The organism is Sphaerisporangium dianthi, assembly GCF_042654065.1.
GTDB classification, from domain to species: Bacteria; Actinomycetota; Actinomycetes; order Streptosporangiales; family Streptosporangiaceae; genus Sphaerisporangium; species Sphaerisporangium dianthi.
Genome location: NZ_JBHSFP010000006.1, coordinates 81980 through 97943 on the forward strand (window position 1 = coordinate 81980; position 15964 = coordinate 97943).

Annotated in this window: 11 protein-coding genes; 6 read left to right on the forward strand and 5 right to left on the reverse strand. The window is 73.0% G+C overall.

Going from position 1 to position 15964, the window contains the following annotated elements; genetic code table 11:
* Positions 1-48: 48 nt before the first annotated feature.
* Positions 49-1443, forward strand: a complete 1395-nt coding sequence (locus ACFO60_RS11775; protein WP_380840060.1) for an NAD(P)H-quinone dehydrogenase — start codon at positions 49-51, stop codon at positions 1441-1443.
* Between the two features lie 364 nt (positions 1444-1807).
* Here the strand turns inward: ACFO60_RS11775 and ACFO60_RS11780 are convergent, their stop codons facing one another.
* The 3 genes from ACFO60_RS11780 to ACFO60_RS11790 all read right to left on the reverse strand — a co-directional run bounded on the left by ACFO60_RS11780 (position 1808) and on the right by ACFO60_RS11790 (position 6602).
* The gene (locus ACFO60_RS11780) at positions 1808-3040 is read right to left on the reverse strand and encodes a pentapeptide repeat-containing protein (RefSeq protein WP_380840061.1); all 1233 of its coding nucleotides are present in this window, start codon (positions 3038-3040) and stop codon (positions 1808-1810) included.
* A gap of 345 nt (positions 3041-3385) precedes the next feature.
* Positions 3386-4756 carry a protein kinase family protein gene (locus tag ACFO60_RS11785; protein WP_380840062.1) on the reverse strand — a complete coding sequence of 457 codons (1371 nt, stop codon included), beginning with the start codon at positions 4754-4756 and terminating at the stop codon, positions 3386-3388.
* A gap of 103 nt (positions 4757-4859) precedes the next feature.
* On the reverse strand, positions 4860-6602 hold the full coding sequence (locus ACFO60_RS11790; protein ID WP_380840063.1) for an acetyl/propionyl/methylcrotonyl-CoA carboxylase subunit alpha: 1743 nt from the start codon (positions 6600-6602) through the stop codon (positions 4860-4862).
* Positions 6603-6833: 231 nt separating this feature from the next.
* Here ACFO60_RS11790 and ACFO60_RS11795 point away from each other — a divergent pair, with 231 nt between their 5' ends.
* Positions 6834-7106, forward strand: coding sequence for a WXG100 family type VII secretion target (locus ACFO60_RS11795; protein WP_354837269.1), 273 nt, complete (start codon positions 6834-6836; stop codon positions 7104-7106).
* A 36-nt stretch (positions 7107-7142) separates the two neighbouring features.
* Positions 7143-7598: a TadE/TadG family type IV pilus assembly protein gene (locus ACFO60_RS11800; RefSeq protein ID WP_380840064.1), complete on the forward strand. Its 456-nt coding sequence runs from the start codon at positions 7143-7145 to the stop codon at positions 7596-7598.
* Positions 7599-7737: 139 nt separating this feature from the next.
* On the opposite strand, the gene ACFO60_RS11805 is transcribed toward ACFO60_RS11800, so the two are convergent.
* Both ACFO60_RS11805 and ACFO60_RS11810 read right to left on the reverse strand, forming a co-directional pair.
* Positions 7738-12465 (reverse strand): FtsK/SpoIIIE domain-containing protein, encoded by a 4728-nt coding sequence (locus ACFO60_RS11805; RefSeq protein WP_380840065.1) that lies wholly within the window; start codon positions 12463-12465, stop codon positions 7738-7740.
* 103 nt (positions 12466-12568) lie between these two features.
* Positions 12569-13159 (reverse strand): COG4315 family predicted lipoprotein, encoded by a 591-nt coding sequence (locus ACFO60_RS11810; RefSeq protein ID WP_380840066.1) that lies wholly within the window; start codon positions 13157-13159, stop codon positions 12569-12571.
* A 413-nt stretch (positions 13160-13572) separates the two neighbouring features.
* Here ACFO60_RS11810 and cutA point away from each other — a divergent pair, with 413 nt between their 5' ends.
* From cutA to ACFO60_RS11825, 3 genes are all read left to right on the forward strand, one after another.
* A complete protein-coding gene (cutA, locus tag ACFO60_RS11815) occupies positions 13573-13932 on the forward strand; it encodes a divalent-cation tolerance protein CutA (protein ID WP_380840068.1) in 360 nt (119 codons plus the stop codon).
* 451 nt (positions 13933-14383) lie between these two features.
* Positions 14384-15085, forward strand: a complete 702-nt coding sequence (locus ACFO60_RS11820; RefSeq protein ID WP_380840069.1) for a hypothetical protein — start codon at positions 14384-14386, stop codon at positions 15083-15085.
* A gap of 1 nt (position 15086) precedes the next feature.
* A complete protein-coding gene (locus tag ACFO60_RS11825) occupies positions 15087-15878 on the forward strand; it encodes a hypothetical protein (RefSeq protein ID WP_380840070.1) in 792 nt (263 codons plus the stop codon).
* Positions 15879-15964 lie beyond the last annotated feature (86 nt).

Consider the following 15964-nt stretch of genomic DNA (forward strand, 5'->3'; position numbering starts at 1 on the left):
CCGGTATTGCACCCCTGGCACCCCCGACCATGCGGGAGAATGGGGTACGTGACGAGCATTGTGATCATCGGTGGCGGGCCTGGCGGATACGAGGCGGCGCTGGTCGGCGCCCAGCTGGGCGCCGAGGTCACCGTGGTCGAACGCGACGGCCCCGGTGGAGCCTGCGTGCTCACCGACTGCGTGCCGTCCAAGACCATGATCGCCACCTCCGTCCGCAAGCAGGCACTCCTGGACGCCTCCTCCCTGGGGGTGAACTACACCGGCGGTCCCGACGGCGACGTGGGCGGCGTGCACGTGGACATGCCGCTGGTGAACAAGCGCGTCAAGGAACTGGCCGGCCACCAGTCGTCCGACATCGCCGCCCGGCTCGCCGCCGAGGGCGTGCGGGTCGTACGGGGCGAGGGGCGGCTGGCCGCCCCGCGTGTCGTGCGGGTCGGCGACCAGACCATCAGCGCGGACGTCGTCATCGTCGCCACCGGCGCCACCCCCCGCGTCCTGCCGGGCGCCGAGCCGGACGGGGAGCGGGTGCTCAACTGGCGGCAGCTCTACGACCTGCCCGAGCTGCCCGAGCACCTCATCGTCGTCGGGTCGGGCGTCACCGGAGCCGAGTTCGCCGGCGCGTACCGCTCGCTCGGCGCGGAGGTCACGCTGGTGTCCTCCCGCGACCGGATGATGCCGAACGAGGACGCCGACGCGGCCGAGGTCCTGGAAGAGGTCTACCGGCGCCGCGGCATGAACGTCATGGGCAAGTCCCGCGCGTCGTCGGTCAAGCGCACCGAGGACGGCGTGGTCGTCACCCTGGAGGACGGCCGGACCGCCGAGGGCAGCCACTGTCTGATGACCGTCGGCATGATCCCCAACACCTCCGGCATCGGCCTGGAGGAGGCCGGCGTCACGCTGGACAGGAACGGCTTCATCCAGGTCGACAAGGTGTCGCGCACCTCCGCCTCCGGGGTGTACGCCGCGGGCGACTGCACCGGCGTGCTGATGCTCGCCTCGGTGGCCGCCATGCAGGGCCGCATCGCCGTGTGGCACGCGCTGGGCGAGGCGGTGCAGCCGTTGCGCCTGGCCACCGTCGCCTCGACGATCTTCACCGACCCTGAGATCGCCGCCGTCGGCATCGCCGAGCGGCAGATCGAGGCCGGCGAGATCGAGGCCAACATCGTGAAGCTGCCCCTGGCCACCAACGCCCGGGCGAAGATGCAGGGATTCAACGACGGTTTCGTGAAGCTCTTCTGCCGGCCGAACACCGGCATCGTGCTCGGCGGGGTGGTCGTCGCGCCCCGCGCCTCCGAGCTGATCCTGGCCCTGTCGCTCGCCGTCCAGCACCGGCTGACCGTGGACCAGATCGCCCACACCTTCGCGGTGTACCCGTCGCTGGCCGGCTCGATCACCGAGGCCGCCCGCCGCCTGATGCTCCCGGGCACCTCCACCATCGTCTGACCCTCCGCAGCGGGGCATCGGGTCCTTTGGCCGGTGCCGAAGCCCGTCAGTGGCCGAGTGGTTCGGAGCCGGCGCGCCGTCCACGAAGGCGCGTCAGGTAGGCCGCCGTACGAGGGCGCCGGAATCGCCGTACCGGCGCCCGCCGTACGAGGGCGCCGGAATCGCCGTACCGGCGCCCGCCGTCGCGGTGCCCATATGAGCGAGCGGACGAGACGGACAGACGGCGACCGCTCGGCCCTGTCGCCGGGTGGCGTGGGTCAGGGCCGGATGACGGACGGCGACCGCTGGGTCCGGTCTGTGGGTGGCGTGGGCCAGGCCGGGGAGCGGGCGGCGACCGCTGGGTCCTGTCGGCGAGTGATATGGGTCAGGTCAGGCGGGAGCGGACGCGGGCGAGGGCGTCGTGGCCGTGGTGGAGGGCGGCCGCCACGGCGGCCAGCTCGGGCTGGGAGCGGGCGGAGGCCAGTGAGTGCTTGGCCGCCTCGTAGGCGTCCAGCGCGCGCCGCCAGTCCTGGTCGACGCTGCCCGTGTTCATGTGGTTGATCTTGTAGTCGAAGTCGAGCGCGTCGATCTCCTCGCCAAGCCTGATCACGTTCTCCTCCGCGGCGCGCCGCGCGTGCGCGAACCGGGTCGCCCGCTCCACCCTGCGCCGGTGCGACAGCCCCCAGAAGATCAGTGTCAGGCTCAGGCCCACGCCGCTGAGGATCACCAGGGCGAGGCCGAGACCGCCCTTGCCCCGGGGCGCCGGCGGGCGTTCGAAGCCGGCTCCCGTGTCGTCGCCCCCTTCCGGCAGGTCCTCGGTGCTGCCGGTCGCGTCGCTGGGGACGTCCTTGGGCTCGCCGAGCGCTCCGGTGAGGTCGAGGTCGTCCGCCTGGGTGAACGACGCCTGTTCGACCGTCGCGCCGTGCAGGTCGGCGCCGTCCATCTCGGCCTGGGTGAACTCCGCCTCGGTGAGGTTCGCGCCCTTGAACACCGCGAACTGCAGCTTGGCCTGCCCCAGCTTCGCCTCGCGCATCTTGGCCTTGGTGAAGTCGGCGTTCCTGGCCTGTAGCTGGCCCAGCGTGGCCTCGTTGAGGTCGGCTCCGGTCAGCTTGGCGTCGGTCAGGTTGGCCTGGGTCAGCTCCGCTCGCGCCATGACCGCCCCGCTGAGGTCGGCGTGCGGAAACTCCGCCTGGCCCGCGTCGGCGTCGGTCAGGATGGCGTCGCGCAAGGTGGCGTGCTTGGCGTGGAGCTGCCCGAGGTCGGCGTCGGACAGGTCGGCGCCGGTGAGGTCGGCGTACTCCAGGTGCGCCTGGGTGAAGTCGGCCTCCTTCATCGAGGCGTTGCGCAGGAGCGCCCCGGAGAGGTCCTTCTGGGTGAAGTCGACCTCGTCAAGCTTGGCGTTGGTCAGATCCGCGCAGCGCAGGTTCTCCGGGAGGGCGGCGCCGCCGGTGAAGTCCTTGCCGCGCAGTTTCAGCCCCGACCCTGGCTTGCACGGCGCCGCCAGAGCGAGGTGCGCGGCCGTGACGGACGCGGAGGGGGACGACGCCGACGCCGGCACGGCGGGAACGGCGAGGACCAGCAGGCCGGACATGAGGGCCAGGGGGATGGAACGACGCAACGCGAGCCTCCTCGACTACTGCGCCGAGTGTGGCAGCTGATCATATACGCGGGGTTGCACCCGCCTTGCAGATCGCTTTCGCCGCGAGAGCCGCCGAGGACGCCCGCCGACAGGGGACCACGGCCGGCTCGTCGTCCAGGAACGTTCGCCAGGCCGGACGCCGTACGCCGGCGCCGGCATCGCCGCACCACACCCCGCCGACCCGGCGCCGATCCCATCCAGTGTCACGCCGGTCTAGGAGATACCCCCAGTGGTGTTGGGGGCTGTCGAGAGCGGGGGTGTGCGCTGGGTGGGGAAAAGCGGGAGCCCCGGCGGGTTCGCCGGGGCTCCGTGTGCGAAGGAGGGTTACCAGTCGCCGCCACCGCCGAAGTCGCCGCCACCGAAGTCGCCACCGCCACCCCAGTCGCCGCCACCTCCCCAGTCGCCGCCGCCACCGGACTCGGCGCCCTGCGAGAAGCCGGCGTCGTACCCGGCGCCGTAACCGCCGCCGCCCCAGCCGCCGAAGGAGCCGCCGAGCATGGTGCCGATGAGCATGCCGGTCATCAGGTCGCCGCCGAAGCCGCCGTAGTAGCCGGAGGCGTACGGCGCGTACGCGGGGCCGGCGTCCCAGTAAGGACGGCGCTGACCGTCGACCATGACCTCGCGCATGTGCGGGTCGAAGCCCTGGTCGACGCGCTGGGCGTCGGCCGCGCAGGCGGGCACGTCGCGCGGGGCGCCGCCGGGCGGGGCCCAAAGGACGTCGCGGACCGACGGGCCGTGCTGCGGGTTGAAGAAGCAGGGGGCGCGCCGCTCGGGGAGCGGCTCGCTGTTCACCCGGGCCTTGACGCAGGCGAGGGCGTAACGGCCTTCCTCCAGGGCGGTGGTGACGCCGCGCAGGTCGTCCGCCCGCTTGACCGCGGCCAGCTCGCTCTTGGCCCGCTCGTAGGCGTCCAGGGCCTGCTGCCAGTCGCCGCTGGTCTTGGCCTGGTTGTCCGACACCTTGACGTCGAGGTCCAGCGCGGTGATCTCTTCGCCGAACTTGGTGACGTCCTCTTCGACGGTCTGCTTGACCTGGGCGAGCTCGGCGGCCTCGCGGGCCTCGCGCTTGCGCCGCTTGCTGCGGGCGAGGAAGAAGATGCCGAGGCCGCCGGCCAGGGCCAGGACGAGGATGCCGATGAGGACGCCGCCGCCCCCGCCGCCCGCCGCGCTGCCGGCCTTGAGCGCACCCTTGGTGTCGCCGCTGGCGGCCTTGTCGACCCGGTTGACGAAGTCCTCCATGCCGGAGACGACGTCCTTGTTGTTGCTGGTCGCCGCGGTGGCGAGCTGGCCCGCCAGGCCCGGCTTGCGGATGGCGCTCGACGCCGCGAACAGCGTGGTGCCGTCCAGGACGGCGACGGTGGCCCGCGCGCGGCCCTCGGCGGACAGGGCCTGGCCGAGGGCGGTGATCAGCGGGCCGGCCGAGGCGCTGTTGGTGACGGTGCCGTCGGCCAGCGCGGCGACGTAGATCTTGCTGTTGGCGCCCTCGACGGCCTTGCGGATGTCGGAGAGCTGGCTGGAGCTCAGCGACACCCCCGGTGCGACGTAGACCGGGTCACCGGTCTTCCAGGCGGCGATGATCGCGTTGGGATCGGGCGGGGCCGCGGCCTGAGCCGCGTGCGGCGACGCGAACAGCGTCAGCAGTCCGGCCATCACGGCCACGAACGTGGCAGTGGCGCGGCGCATCACATGAGTGGTCACGGCTTTATGCCTCCTTCGCCCTACAGGACGAATGGCGGGTCGTCTGAGTTCCTCGGTAGGCCACCGTATATCCACGCGTTCGCGAAGTCGCGGGAGCTCGGTGTCAGACGTCCTTGATTTCGCAGATCGCCGCGCCCGCCGTCACCGTCTGGCCGACGGTCGCCACCAGGCCGGTGATGGTGCCGGACTTGTGCGCGGTGAGCGGCTGCTCCATCTTCATGGCCTCCAGCACCACGATCGCGTCGCCGGCGGAGACGACGTCGCCGTCGGAGGCCGCCACCTTCACGATCGTGCCCTGCATCGGGCTGACCAGCGAGTCGCCGGTCGTGGCGGCCGCCGACCCCTTGCCGCCGGCCCGCCGGACCGGCTTCTTGGGCGCGGCCTGGCGCGTCATCCCCGAGGCGGCCGGCAGCACGACCTCCAGGCGCTTGCCGCCGACCTCCACGACGACCCGTTCGCGCTCGACCGGCTCGTCGCCCGCGGTCTCGCCGGCGTAGGGCTCGATGGCGCCGGTGAACTCGGTCTCGATCCACCGGGTGTGCACGGTGAACGGCTCGCCGGTGAAGGCGGGGTCGGACACGACGGCCTGGTGGAACGGCAGGACGGTGGGCATGCCCTCGACGACGAACTCCTCCAGCGCGCGGCGCGAGCGGGCCAGAGCCTCCTCGCGGGTGCGGCCGGTGATGATCAGCTTGGCGATCAGCGAGTCGAACGACTGCGGCACCGTCATGCCGGCCTCGTACCCGGCGTCCAGGCGCACGCCCGGGCCGGCGGGGGTGCGCATCGTGGTCAGCGTGCCCGGGGCGGGCAGGAAGTTCCGGCCGGCGTCCTCGGCGTTGATGCGGAACTCGATCGAGTGCCCGCGCACCTCGGGGTCGTCGTACCCGATCGGCTCGCCGTCGGCGACGCGGAACATCTCGCGCACCAGGTCGATGCCGGTGACCTCCTCGCTGACCGGGTGCTCGACCTGGAGGCGGGTGTTGACCTCGAGGAAGGAGATCGTGCCGTCCTGGCCGACCAGGAACTCGCAGGTGCCCGCGCCGACGTAGCCGGCCTTCTTCAAGATCGCCTTGGAGGAGGCGTACAGCAGCTCACGCTGCTCGCCGGACAGGAAGGGGGCCGGGGCTTCCTCGACGAGCTTCTGGTGGCGCCGCTGCAGCGAGCAGTCGCGCGTGGAGATCACCACCACGTTGCCGTGCCGGTCGGCCAGGCACTGCGTCTCGACGTGCCGGGGCCGGTCGAGGTAGCGCTCGACGAAGCACTCGCCGCGCCCGAACGCCGTGACGGCCTCGCGCACGGCCGACTCGTACAGCTCGGGGATCTCCTCCATCGTGCGGGCGACCTTCAGGCCGCGCCCGCCGCCGCCGAAGGCGGCCTTGATAGCGATGGGCAGGCCGTGCTCGGAGGCGAAGGCGACGACCTCGTCCACGCCGGACACCGGGTCGGGGGTGCCGGCCACGAGGGGGGCGCCGACGGCCTGGGCGATGTGCCGGGCCGCGACCTTGTCGCCGAGCGCGGTGATCGCGGAGGGCGGCGGCCCGATCCACGTGAGGCCGGCGTCGATCACGGCCTGGGCGAACTCGGCGTTCTCCGCCAGGAAGCCGTACCCGGGGTGGACCGCGTCGGCGCCGGACTCGGCGGCGACGCGCAGCAGTTTGCCGATGTCGAGGTAGGTCTCGGCGGGCGACTGCCCGCCCAGCGCGTACGCCTCGTCGGTCATGCGCACATGAAGCGCGTCGAGGTCTTGGTCGGCGTATACAGCGACGCCGGTGAGGCCCGCGTCTTTGCACGCCCGGGCAATCCGCACAGCTATCTCGCCACGATTGGCGATCAGGACCTTCCGCACCGAGGTCGTCCCTTTCCTCCAGAGGCCTTGCGCGCCTTCCACGGAGTGTAAGCGGCCTTTGATCCGCCGTGAGCCCCTACCCCCCCGCTTACTTCTAAGCACCCCCAGATCGCCGGGCCGGGCCGAGGCCGATAATCGCTCGGTATAACCAGTGCGTCTGAGGGGTTTGACGTCTAAAGTAGGGGCGTTTGGCTACCCACTGTGTGCGACCGATCCCGAAGGAGACCGGCCATGAGCCAGAGCTTGCTCGGCGGCGACCCCGCGGAAATGCAGAACATGGCAGCCCAGTTCACGCAGCAGGCCGAGCAGGTGCGCCAGACCATGGCCGCGCTCGACCGCGAGGCGGCCAAGGTCGGCACCGCCTGGACGGGCCCGGGGGCCGTGCGGTTCGGCGGCGCCTGGCAGAACTACCGTCAGGCCTTCCAGCGCATGTCCGAGGAGCTCGCCGAGGCCTCCCGCATCATCACGACCTACCGGGGCAACATCGAGTCCGCGACCCGTTAGCGGGTCTCCCTGCGGGTGTCTCGCGGGGTCATCTCCATGACGGCCGAAGCGCACGGGCGGCGCGATCTCGGACGGGGGCGGGCGGGCGACCGCGGCGCCTCCGTCATCGAGCTCGCGCTGATCATGCCGGTCGTGCTCGTGGTGATCCTGCTCATCGTGCAGTTCGCGCTGGTCTTCCACGGCCGGCAGGTGGCCGACGCCGCGGCCCGCGAGGGAGCGCGCGTCGCCCGGGGGGCGGGCGCGTCCTCGGGTGGCTGGCAGACGGCGGCCGAGGCCCGCGCGCGCGGCATCGTGCGCACCATCGGGCCCAAGATGCTCCAAGCGGTGCGGGTGCGCGCCTTCGAGAAGGGCGACCAGCGCGGGGTGGTCGTCGAGGGCGACGCCGTCGCCGTGGTCCCCCTGCTCCCCGGCATGACGTTCACGATCACCTCGACGTTCGGCGGGCCCATCGAGTGCTTCCGCCCCGACGACGGCGACACCGGCTGCCAGTGACCGGCAGCGGAGCCCGGCACCACGTGACCTGGCAGACGCGGGGGTCATCGTCGCAGGCCCTGGTGGATGCGAGGCCCGGCCCTGTACGACCTGGCAGGTGCAGGGCTTGTAGGGGGTGAGGGGCGGCCGGCAATAGGGGTCACGAGGCCGTCAGCGCCGCCTGGACCGGGGTGGGGGTCCCCGAGGTCACCAGCAGGCCGCGGCCGGGAGGGCCGCCGACGGCGCCGCGCGGCAGGCGGACGTTGAACAGGTCGCCGTCCGCCGGGCTCTGCACCGACAGCAGCAGCCCCGTGCGCGCCTTGCGCGCCTCGGCCACGAACCCCCGGTAGGCGGTCGCCAGGTCTCCCGTGGTGCCGGCGATCAGCAGGGCGTGCTCGCCGTCCCTGCCGCTGCGCAGCGTCTCCTCCAGCGCCTGCCCGAGCGGAGAGTCGGGCGAGACGAGTTCGGCGTCGTCCACGACCACGACGTACCGCTCATGGTCGCCGGTCACGGCGGCCAGGTCCTGCGCGTCGCTGGTGAGGACGCCGAGCACGCCGGGCTCCCCGGACAGCTCGCGCAGCGGGCTGCGGCGCGGCGCCACCACGGCGACCGGCGTGTCCTGCGCGAGCAGGAAGCGCACGGCCGTGAGCAGCGCGGACGACCGTCCCGACCGCGAAGGCCCGGCGATCACCGCGGCCGGCCCCTGCGCCAGCAGGTCGACGCCGAGCGGCGCGAGCGCGTCGCCGCCCGCGCCGAGCAGCGCCCACAGCGGCGAGGGCGGCTTGAAACCGGGGGCGAGGTCGAGCGCCTGCGACGCGGTGATGCGCATGGGCAGCGCGTCCACCCGCAGCGGCGCGGCGGGCCCGGGGACGGCCTCGGCGGCGGTGCGGGCGAGGGCCTGCAGCGCCGCGACCTGGGCCGGTCCTGACGGGTCGTCGCACAGCAGGGCGATCTGGCTCTCGACGACGCCCTGCTCGCCGATGGACAGCGCGCGTCCGGGCGGCAGGGAGGACGGGATGCCGCGCGGGGGGAAGCCGGCCAGGCCGTAGTCGGCCGGGTCGGCCAGCCGCATGATCAGGCGGTCCTCGAACAGCGTCGAGATCTGGCCGAGCAGCCCCGACCGGTCGGCGGTGACCACGGCGCGCAGCCCGACGGCCGGGCCCTCGCGGAGGAGCTGCATGAACGACTCGAGCAGCCGCCCGTAGTCGTAGCCCTCGAACGCGGCGGTGAAGCCCTCCCACCGGTCGAGCATCAGCACCAGCCACGGCATCCGCAGCGCGGCGTCGCCGTCGTGCCGGAGGGCGGCCCTGGCCTCGGCGAGGGAGGCGTACCCGGCCTCGGCGAGGAGCTGCTGCCTGCGGCCGACCTCCTCGCGCAGCCGGGTGAGCAGGCGCTCCACCCGGTCGAGCTGGTCGCGGGTGACCACCGCGCCGCAGTGCGGCAGCGCGACCAGGGGCAGCAGCGAGCCCGACCCGCAGTCGATCGCGTGCAGGTGCAGGTCGCGCGGGGAGGCGTGCATGGCGATGGCGCCGGCGAGGGTGCGCAGGGCCGTGGAGCGCCCGGTGCGGGCCGTGCCGGCGATCAGCAGGTGGCCGCCGTGGGCCGGGTCGAGCGCCAGCCGCCTGCGGTCCTGCGCCCAGGGCAGGTCGGTGACGCCGAACGGCAGCGGCGGCACCTCGGCCTCCTCGCGCTGGGCGGGCGCTTCGAGCAGGATCTTGCCGGGCAGCGGCGGCAGCCACGGGCTGGCCTGCTCGCCGACGCCCAGCATCCGGGTGGCGTCGACGACGGCGTCCACCAGGAGGGCCAGGTCACTGGAGGGGCCGGTCTCGGCGCCGGACGCGCCGGCCTGGGGCACGGCGCGGAGCGGATGCCCGAGGTCGCGCCAGCCGACCTCCACGACCCTCGGCCCGCCGCCGCGCCGCGCGGCCCGCGGCGCCCTGCCGCCGACCCTGGCCGTCTGCACGGCCTGCGCCGCGCCGACGCCGGAGCGCACGTAGCACCGCCCGGGAGTGGACTTGGAGATGTGCGCGGCCTCGGGGCCCGCGATGACGTCGGCCGACTCGGAGGGCTCGGTGACGCGCAGCGCGATGCGCAGAGAGGTGTTGGCCTGGATGTCGGCGGTGACCACGCCGCCGGGCCGCTGGGTGGCGAGGATGAGGTGGATGCCGAGGGAACGGCCCCGGCGGGCGATGTCGACCAGGCCGTCCATGAAGTCCGGCAGCTCGGACACCATGGCCGCGAACTCGTCGATGATCAGCAGCAGCCGGGGCAGGGGTCGCAGGGCGGTGGAGGACGCGCCCGGCGCGACGCCGCCCGCCGTCCCCCGCGCCAGGCCGCCCGGGGGCGCGCTCAGGCCTCCCGGCCTCGGACCCTGGGCGGCGGGGTGGTCTCTGAGCTCGTGGTAGTCGTCGATGTCCTTGGCGCCCGCGGCGAGCAGCAGGCGTTCGCGCCGGCGGATCTCGGCGGCCAGCGAGGCCAGCGCCCGCTGGGTCAGGTGCTCGTCGAGGTCGCTGACCATGCCGACGGTGTGCGGCAGGCGCACACATTCTTTGAACGCCGCGCCGCCCTTGTAGTCGATCAGCACGAAGGTCATCTCGTCGGGGCGGTTGGCCACGGCCAGCGAGCAGATCAATGTCTGGAGCAGCTCCGACTTGCCCGCTCCGGTGGTGCCGGCGACGAGCGCGTGCGGGCCGTCGGCGCGCAGGTCGACGCTGAACGGCCCGTCGGGCCCGACGCCGATCGGCACTTCGGTGGTGCGGCCACCCGCCCGCCACCGCGCCGCGACCGCTCGTCCGGACGGGCTGAGCTCCAGCAGTTCGAGCAGGCGGACGGAGCCGGGCAGCACGGCCGCGGCGTCGTCCCTGCTGACGTCCCGCAGCGGGGACAGCGACCGGGCGAGGCGGTCGCACCAGGCGGGCGAGACCTGGTCGGCGAGGATCTCGCCGACGGCCTCCAGCCCGCCGCCGCGCAGCCGGACGAAGCCGTCGGCGCCGCATTCGACGACGGTCGCGCACTCTTCGGGCAGCAGCCGGTGGTCCTCGTCGATCGCGATCGTGTACACCCCGGCGCGCGGGCCCTGGCGCAGGACCTGCGGCATGCCGGGCAGGGTGCGCAGCACCTGCGCGCCGTCCAGGATCACCAGCACGTCGTAGGGGCGGTCGTCGTAGGCGGCGTACAGCGGCTCCTCGTCCGGCAGGGAGGAGCGCCCCCATCCTTTGGCCGAGATCGGCCCGCCGAGCCCGTGGGAGTCGTCGTCGCCGAGACGTTCGGCGATCAGCGCGGCCAGCTCGGCCACCCGCTGTGCCGCCGCCTCGGGGTCGGCGCCGACCAGCGCGACGCAGTCGGCGTCCCGGGGCGCGCAGTGCGGCAGCCAGCGCGTCCAGCCCCACTGGGCGGCCCCGTCGGCGTTGGCGGACAGCACGACGACCGCGAGGTCGCGCGGGCTGTGCAGGGTGACCGCCGCCCCGGCCAGCGACCGGGTGAGCCCGAGCGCGACCTCGCGCGCCCCCGTGACGCCGGCCACGCCCAGGCGCCGCATGGCCAGGGAGACCGGCACGGCTCCCGACGGCGGCCGCTCCGGCATCGGCGTGTCGGGCGGCGCTCCGCGCTCGGGCACGAACTCGATCTCGGCGGGCAGGTCGGCCAGCCCGATGCGCAGGCGCAGCGCGTCGGCGTCGTGGCTCCTGCGCTCCCAGAGCCGCCTGCGGGGGCCGGTCGCGGTGAGCAGCAGCTCGGCCGGGTCGGGGGAGGCGGCGCGGCGCTCGACCTCGTCCACGGCCCTGGCCTTGTCGATGGCGGTCTCGAAGGCGGCCAGGCGCTCCTTGTACGCCTTCACGGCCTGGCGGTATTTCTTGCGGCCGTGCCGGCGGTCGCTGATCCACTGACCGATCATGATCATCGGGGTCATGAGGGCGATCAGCAGGTAGAACCAGATCTGGAAGACCGCCGCCAGGGTGAGCCCGAGGACCGCCGGCAGGCAGGCCGCCAGCAGTTGCAGGCGCGCCCCCTCGCCGCGGCTCGGCTCGGCGGGCACCTCGAAGCGGCGGCGGCGCTCGGTGGGGCGCAGGCGCGGCGGCCGGTTGTAGGCCAGGCCGCCGTCCGGCATGGCGTCCAGGTGCGCGTCGGGCGGCTCGGTGGCGCGCAGCACCAGCACGGAGTTGCCGCAGGCGAGCGGCGCGCCCTGCGGCCACGGCCGCGGGGCGCTCACCGGCTCGCCTGCCAGCCGGGGGACGGTGTGCGCGGCGCCGCGCGTCAGGTCGCCGATGACCCCCGCCGGGCCCGCGCCCGCGCCTCGGGAGGCCCGGCCCCGCGCGCGGCGGCGGGCCGCGCGCCGTTCCCGCCTCGACGGCGCGGCCACGGCGTCGCCGCCGGAGAAATGCGCCGGCCTCACCAGCACCTCGTCCAGCGTGACCCGGATCTCGGCGGCCTCCGGCGCGAGGTGGTGGTCCTCGATGTGCACGGCGCAGGAGGCGTCGGACCCGATGACGTGGACGCCGAGGCCCAGCCGGTGGACCGACCCGGCGGCGGGCCCGCCCACCACCCTGATCTCGGCCACGCCGCCCGGCTCGGCCAGGACGGTGGACCCCGCGGCGCGCTGGTCGAGCGTGACCAGGTCGCCGTCCCGCAGCGCGGCCGTGACCGGCGCGTCCGGGGCCAGCCGCCTGCCGTCCACCCACAGCGACGGCGCCTCGGGCGCCGCGCGCGGGCGCGACTGGCCGCCCAGCCCGTACGGCGCGCGGGCGCGCGGCAGCGGCACGACGTTGCCGTGGCGCTCGGCCTGCGTGCCGTCCAGCGCGGCGGCGAGCCCCGCGACCGTGGTCTCCTCGTCACCGTCGACGACGACGTCACGGTGGCCGTGCTCTGAGACCACGGTAAGCATGATCCGCATGCGACGTCTCCTCCGGGTCCGGCTCTCCCGCGCATCAACGTAGCGACGGGAGTTCGGCCGGTCCGGAGGTTTACGTCAACCAGACCTTCAGGCGCCCGTCTTCCTACTTCTCCACTTTCTTGCCGTCAGGGCCGACGACGTACCACTTGCCGCCCGACTCGTTCTTGCCCTGGCCGTTGTACTCGCCGGGGTTCTTGTCGCCGCTGTAGTAGTAGAGCGGGTGCTTGTTGTAGGTGACCTGCTTCTCGCCCTGCTTGCGGACGGCGGTGCCGAGGAGATTCTCCACCACCTCGGGGCCGGCCTGTGGCTTGTCGAGCGTGAGCAGCGGCGGCCAGGCGACCGCGCAGGCGTCGTAGCAGGAGGGGGTGTCGTCGGTGTCCTTGTCGAACACGTAGAGCGTGTGGCCGTTCTCGCCGACCAGGATCTTGCCGTGCGTGGAGTCGGCGACCTTGACCATCGCGTTCCGCGGGGTCGGCATGGGGCTCATCATGCCGCTGTCGGTGGGGGAGGCTCCGGGGGACATGCCGCCGGTCGGCGACATCTCAGGGGGAGGGGAGTTCTCCATGGACGGAGATTCCGTGGCGTTGGCGGCGGCCCTGCTGTAGCCGGTCCTGGGTTCGCCGGCACCGCCGCAGGCGCTTGCCAGCAGGACCGTGGTGGCCAGCCCGACGCTCGATGCCAGGATTCTTCTCATGACCCCTCCTTCTTGCGAAGCTCCGTGCCCGGGGTGACGGGCGGGGACTTCGGGCTATGCGGTTGTCGAGGGGAGACGGTAGGTATTCTTCCCGCGAATACGTTTTTCAGTACATCTGTAGCTGTTTCTTCCTACTTGTTACCAATGACCGATTTGACGGTAACGGCCGGCCGGGCGGGACGGCGTGTCCGGCGAGGGCGGGGCGGGTTGCCCACAGGGCCTGTGGGCGAACCTGTGGACAACTACGCCGCCTGTGGATAACCGGATGGTCTTGTGGCGGGATTTCCGGCCTTAAACCGGATATCTGGCTACGATCCGGGCGTCCAGGAGATGGGGGATAACCATCTAGCACTGTGGATAACGCTGTGTACATCGCCCATAGGAGACGTCCCGGCACGCGTAAGGGAGCTTTCATGTCGCAGTACGTTCAAGTGCAGGTAGCCGTCGACGATCGCGCCAAGGCCGCCGAGCTGGCGGAGTCGGCCATCCGTGCCCGGCTCGCCGCCTGCGCCCAGATAGTCGGGCCCGTCACGAGCGTCTACCGGTGGAAGGGCGAGGTGGAGACGGCCGAGGAGTACCTGCTGATCATCAAGACCACCCGCGAGCGCTCCGGCGAACTGACCGAGCACATCCGCAGGGCGCATCCGTACGAGACCCCGGAGATCCTCCGCCTGCCCGTCGAGGGCGGCCTGGACGCCTATCTGCGCTGGATCGACGAGGAGACCTGGCGCGAACCGGAAGGCGACCCGGCGCGACCTCCCGGCGTGACCTGAAGAGGGCCGCGCCGGGCGTATCGGCGGGTCCTCAGGGAAGATCGGGGCTGGCCGAAAGGTAAAAGCCGGGTCACGGACGGTTAAGGCGCTGCCCCGCCGGGAAACCAGAGTGGTAAGTGTGACCCTCGATGCCGGCGATACAAAGGTGATTATCTACAGAAATATTCACGCCAACGGGTCGCCGGGGGCTTTGTGATTCTTGACGCTCCCGTTGACAGCCGATCGATAGTGGATAAGCATGGGTCCGGTTTCTGTCCCTGCACTTGGTGCAAGCTGCAACAATGGCATGACATTTCCGTGCATAACCCAGCCATCCCCCCGTCCTCCATATCCGTGACCATGCCGTCCCACACCGTGGTCATGCGGTTCATCTCGATCGGCCCCGCGCTGGTCGGTGTCAGCGCATGGTGAGGTTGCCGGCCCCGGTCCCTGATTCGGGAGCCCCCCACCCATGAGGATCAGCGAGAAATCCGACCGCGACGGCCGCGCGTCCCTGAACGCGGAGCGCCCGGGGTCGCCGGGCGCGCTGTCCGGGCCGGCCTCCCGCAAGCTGCCCGTGCCGCCCCGCGAGCGCAAACCCGCCCTGGCCGCACTGGCGCTGCTGCTGGTCCTCGGCGGGGCGCTGGGCACCACGCTGCTGGTCATGCGCAGCGGCGACCGCGTGTCGGCCATCCAGATCAGCCGGCAGATCGGCCCCGGCCAGCCGATCGTCACCGACGCGATGACAGAGGTCCAGATCGCCGACACCGGCGTCGCCTACGTCCCCTGGATCCACCGCGACGAGGTCGCGACGACGTTCGCCCGGGTCACCCTCCTGCCGGGCACCCTGCTGACCGAGCCGATGACCAGCAGGACGAGCGAGCAGGTCGGCCCCGGCAAGGTCACCGTCGGCCTCGCGCTCAAGGCGGGGCAGGTGCCGCTCGGCCTGCGGGCCGGCGACCGCGTCCAGGTGGTGTACGTCCCCGGCTCGGGCCGGGGCACCGCCCAGGGCAAGGTGCTCGCCCCGAGCGCGCTGGTCGAGAGCGTCGGCGACGGTGAGGGCGGCAGCTCGGGCCTGGTGTCCGTCATCGTCGACGCGACGGTCTCCCCGACGATCGCCATGTACTCCTCGAGCGGCGAGATCGCCCTGGGCAAGCTCGCCGGAGCGGGCTGACGTGGCACTCATCGCTCTCGCCGCCGACAAGGGGGCGCCCGGGGTCACCACCGCCGCCACGGCGCTCGGCGCGGTCTGGCCGCGGCCGGTGCTGCTCGCCGAATGCGACCCCTCGGGGGGCGACCTGGTCTACCGCCTGCCCGGCGCGGACGGCGGCGTGCTCAACCCCGCCCGCGGCCTGCTCAGCCTCGGCGCCACCGCCCGCCGCGGCCTGCGTCCCGAACAGGTCCACGAGCACACCCAGAAACTCGTCGGCGGGCTCGACGTCCTGACCGGCATCACCCACGGCGAGCAGGCCGCCGGGCTCACCTGGCTGTGGGGGCCGCTCGGCCGCGCCCTGTCGGCGCTGCCCGGGGCCGACGTCCTGGCCGACTGCGGCAGGCTCGGCGCCCACCCGCAGATGGCCGACCTCATCGCCGAGGCCGAGGTCACGCTGTTGTTCACCCGGCCGAGCCTGGACCACGTGGCACACCTGCGCGAGCGGCTCATGCTCATCGTCGGGCAGATCGGCGTGGTCGTCATCGCCGACCCCCGCTCCTACCGCGCGTCGATCGACGAGGTGCGCCGCATCGTCGCCGCCACCAACAGGGACGTCGCGTTCGTGGCCGGCCTGGCGTACGACCCGAAGGGGGCCGAGCTGCTGAGAGGCCAGTGGGGCGGGCGCCTGGACCGCTCCCTGCTGATCCGCACCGCCCGCGAGCTCGCCGGCCGGCTCGCCGCCCGCGTCGCCCCCGTCCGCCCCGGCGACGCCGTCACCGACCTGCCCCGTCCACGATCGGGGGACCGAGCATGAGCTCAACGACGCCCTCACTCCGCGAGCCGGGCGATCCGATGAGCAGAGTGGGACAGGGACGCCCTCGCTCCGCGAGCGGAGCGAGC